The sequence below is a fragment of the Agromyces sp. P1_H4 genome (genome assembly GCF_056405255.1).
Window position 1 is genome coordinate 1 of sequence record NZ_JBFUCL010000304.1, and the last position, 4,628, is coordinate 4,628.

At 69.3% G+C, this 4,628-nt stretch carries 2 protein-coding genes; one reads left to right on the top strand and one right to left on the bottom strand.

Going from position 1 to position 4,628, the window contains the following annotated elements:
- Nucleotides 1-629: 629 nt before the first annotated feature.
- Nucleotides 630-1,466, bottom strand: a complete 837-nt coding sequence (locus AC1DY2_RS15800) for an aldo/keto reductase (protein WP_476763287.1) — start codon at nucleotides 1,464-1,466, stop codon at nucleotides 630-632.
- A 118-nt stretch (nucleotides 1,467-1,584) separates the two neighbouring features.
- On the opposite strand from AC1DY2_RS15800, the gene hrpA reads away from it, so the two are divergent.
- The coding region (hrpA, locus tag AC1DY2_RS15805) for an ATP-dependent RNA helicase HrpA (protein ID WP_476763288.1) at nucleotides 1,585-4,628 on the top strand (3,044 nt) is incomplete at its 3' end.

A 4,628-nucleotide genomic window follows, 5' to 3' on the forward strand; every position in this document is an offset into this window, starting at 1 on the left:
CATGTGTTAAGCACGCCGCCAGCGTTCGTCCTGAGCCAGGATCAAACTCTCCAAAAAAACTGGTTCCAACACCCCCGAAGAGGCATTGAGAGCTTCAATCACTGACAGAGAAACAACTGACTATAAAAATCAAATTGTCCATCAATCAAAGGAATCCATACCCACCCCAAAAAGGGACAGGCTGGGGTTCAATAAATTGGCATTGAACATAGTGCACGCTGTTGAGTTCTCAAGAAACGGACGCACCCGAGTTTCAGCCTCGCGGCCTGCCCTCAGGGCAACCTATCTATCGTACCACCTCTGAAAGGAACCGGGCCACAAGGCCCGCGGCCGATGAAACGGCGTGAGGCACAACGCGAACGTTGGGTTCTTACGAGGTGGGTTTTCATCTTAGGCTTGAAATCACCGAGTCGCAATGCGACTTCGAGGCTATTTGGCTAAGAATCTCGCTCACTCGGCCGGTTCGCTCTGTGTCAGTGACCCAGTCGCTTTCCGCTCCGCCGTGGCGATGAGTAAGAATTTACGCGGATCCCGCGGTCGTGCCAAATCGGGCTCGCATCCCGGGCGTGTCGCGGCGGCTCGACGCGCTGGAGCGGGCCAGGACCTCCCGGTCGGGGCCGGATTCCACCTCAGTTCACCTCGTCAGGGTGCGCACTCACGCGTCCCTCGCGCTCCAGCGCGGTGATCGCCTCCACCTCCGTCTCGTCGAGCTCGAAGCCGAAGACGTCGAAGTTCTCGGCCATGCGCTCACGGCGATTCGATTTCGGGAACACGATGTGGCCGCGCTGCAGGTGCCAGCGGATGACGACCTGCGCCGGCGTCACCCCGTGGGCGGACGCGGCATCCGTCACCTCGGGGAGATCGAGCAGGGGGTACTTGCCCTGGCCGAGCGGACCCCACGCCTCGATCGCGATGTCGTGCTCCTCGGCGAAGGCGGCGGTCTCGGGCTGCTGATGGGCTGGGTGCAGCTCGATCTGGTCGACGGCCGGCACGGTGTCGGTCTCGGCCAGCAGCCGCTCGAGATGGGGAACGAGGAAGTTCGAGACGCCGATCGACCGGGTGCGACCCGACGCCCGCAGCTGCTCGAAGGCTCGCCAGGTCTCGACGTAGCGGTCCTGGGCCGGCGTCGGCCAATGGATCAGGTAGAGATCCACGTACTCGAGGCCCAGCCGCTCGAGGCTCCGGTCGAACGCGTCGAACACCGACTGCGTGCCCTGGTCGTCGTTCCACAGCTTCGTCGTCACGTACAGCTGCTCACGTGGGATGCCCGACGCCGCGATGGCGCGGCCCACCCCCTCCTCGTTGCCGTAGATGCGGGCGGTGTCGATGTGGCGATACCCGATCTCGAGCGCCTCGCTGACGATGCCCTCGGCCTGTCTCGGGTCGACCTTGAAGACGCCGAAGCCGAGTTGCGGCACGGAGTTGCCGTCGTTGAGCTGGATGCGCGGGACGATCGGTTGGGTCATGCCCCTCATCCCACCACGCGGGACGGGGCATCCGACAGGGGTTGCCCGCCGACGCCCGATCGGTCACGTCCCGAGATGCGCCGCCCACTCGTTCTCGCACGGCTTACGATGGAGGGCTGTGCTTCCCGCGATCACCTACCCCGCCGAGCTGCCCGTCTCCGGGCAGCGTGAGGAGATCGCGCGCGCGCTCCGCGACCACCAGGTGGTGATCGTCGCCGGAGCCACRGGCTCGGGCAAGACGACGCAGCTGCCGAAGATCTGCCTCGAGCTCGGCCGCGAGTCGATCGCGCACACGCAGCCGCGGCGCATCGCCGCGCGCACCATCGCCGAGCGGATCTCGGAGGAGCTGCAGGTCGAGCTCGGGAGCCTGGTCGGATACCAGGTGCGCTTCACCGACAAGGTGAGCGAGTCGACCCGCGTCAAGGTGATGACCGACGGGATCCTCCTCAACGAGATCCACCGCGACCGCGAGCTGCGCCGGTACGACACGATCATCATCGATGAGGCGCACGAGCGCAGCCTGAACATCGACTTCCTGCTCGGCTACCTCAAGCGCCTGCTCCCCCGCCGCCCCGACCTCAAGGTCATCGTGACGAGCGCGACGATCGACCCCGAGAGCTTCGCCACGCACTTCGCGGATGCCGCGGGCGAGCCGGCGCCCGTCATCGAGGTCTCCGGCCGCACGTACCCCGTGGAGGTGCGCTACCGGCCGCTCGTCGCCGAATCGGGCGCCGGGCCCGCCGGCGAGGACGCCGACGACGAGGGCGCCGCCGCCGAGGACAAGGACGTGCAGCGGGGCATCCTCGAGGCCCTCGACGAGCTCGAGCGCGAGTCATCCGGCGACGTGCTCGTGTTCCTCTCGGGCGAGAGCGAGATCCGCGACGCCGAGGCGGCCGTGCGCGCGCATGCGGTCCGGCGCGGCGGCGTCGGCGAGACCGAGGTGCTCCCCCTCTACGGCCGGCTCTCCTCGGCCGACCAGCACAGGGTGTTCGAGCCGTCGAAGGTCGCTGGGCTGAGGCGACGGGTGGTGCTCGCCACGAACGTGGCCGAGACGAGCCTGACGGTGCCCGGCATCCGGTACGTGGTCGATGCCGGCACGGCGCGCATCAGCCGGTACTCCGTGCGGTCGAAGGTGCAGCGCCTGCCGATCGAGGCGATCTCGCAGGCATCGGCGAACCAGCGCTCGGGTCGATCCGGCCGCACGAGCGACGGCATCGCGATCCGCCTCTACTCGGAAGAGGACTACGAGCGGCGGCCGGAGTACACCGATCCCGAGATCCTCCGCACCAACCTCGCCGCGGTCATCCTGCAGATGGCCTCGCTGGGGCTCGGGCAGATCGAGGAGTTCCCCTTCCTCACCCCGCCCGACAGCCGTGGCATCCGTGACGGCCTCGACCTGCTCCGCGAGCTGGGCGCGATCGACGACGGCGCCGTGGGCGACGGGMCGCAGCTCACGCGCATCGGCCGCCAGCTGTCGCGCCTGCCGATCGAGCCGCGCTTCGCGCGCATGGTGCTCGAGTCGAAGGCGCAGGGCGTGTCGCGCGAGGTGCTCGCGATCGTGGCCGGCCTCACCATCCAGGACCCGCGCGAGCGGCCCCTCGAGAAGCGCGAGCAGGCCGACGGGTTCCACGCGCGGTTCGTCGACCCGACCAGCGATTTCCTCACCCTGCTGAACCTCTGGAACCACCTCGAGGAACAACAGCGCGAACTCTCCGGCAGCGCGTTCCGGCGCATGTGCAAGGCCGAGTTCCTGAACTACCTGCGCGTGCGCGAGTGGCAGGACCTGTACCGCCAGCTCGTGCGACTCGCGAAGCCGTTGGGCCTGCATGTGGCCGAACGCGCCGGCGAGCCGAACGGCGACGGAATCCATCGGGCACTCCTCGCCGGCCTGCTCTCGCAGATCGGGCTCCGCGACGACGCGAAGACGTCGACGGGACGAGGTGGCGCGGGCGCGACTCGTGAGTCGGAGCGCAAGGGCCGTCGGCAGCAGGCCGAGTTCGTCGGCGCGCGCAGCACCCGGTTCGTGATCTTCCCGGGCTCGGCGCTCGCCAAGAAGCCGCCGGCGGCGCTCATGAGCGCGGAGCTCGTCGAGACGAGCCGCCTGTTCGCACGCACGAACGCCGCGATCGACCCGGCCTGGGCCGAGCAGTTGGCCGGCCCGCTCGCGAAGCGGTCGTTCAGCGAGCCTCGCTGGGAGCGCCGACAGGGCTCAGCCGTGGCCGACGAGAAGGTCACGCTGTTCGGCGTGCCGATCGTGGCGAAACGGCGCATCCAGCTCTCGCGCGTCGACCCCGTGCTCGCGCGCGAGTTCTTCATCCGGCACGCCCTCGTGGAGGAGGACTGGGACACGAGCCGCCTCGATCGCCGGCTGTTCTCGTTCGTCCGCGCGAATCGCGGCCTGCGTCGCGAGCTCGGCGAGGTCGAGGAGCGCACTCGGCGGCGCGACATCCTCGCCGGCGACGAAGCGGTCGTGGCGTTCTACGAGGCGAGGGTGCCGGCGGAGGTCGCGGACACGCGCGCCTTCGAACGCTGGTGGCGCGGCGAGCACCGGCGTCGCCCCGACCTGCTCACGATGACGCGCGCCGACCTGCTCGGCGAGGAGGCGGACGCCGACCGCGGCGACGGGTTCCCCGACCGCTGGCGACAGGACGACCAGACGTACTCGCTCGCCTACCGCTTCGAGCCCGGCGCCGACGACGACGGCGTGACGGTCGTGGTGCCGCTCGTGCTACTCCCCCGCGTCGAGGCCATGGGCTTCGACTGGCAGGTGCCGGGCCTCCGCGACGAGCTCATCACCGCCATGCTCCGCACCCTGCCCAAGGTGCTGCGCCGACAGGTCGTGCCCGCAGCCGAGTGGGCCGCGAAGATCGCCGCCGAGCTGCCCGACGGCCCAGAGGCCGGCGCAGAACGCGAACCGTTCCCCGCCGTCATCGCGCACGCCATCCGCCGGCTCACGTTCGCCCCGGTCGATCCGTCGGACTTCGACCTCGACCGGGTGCCGCCGCACCTGCGCGTGACGTTCCGGGCCGTCGATGAGCGAGGTCGGGTCGCCGGCACCTCGAAGGATCTCGGTGAGCTGCAGGCGCGCCTCGCCGACCGCACCCGCGACGCGGTGGCGAAGGCGGTGGCCGCGGCGCCCGGCGGCGCGGCGGGGCGCGGGAG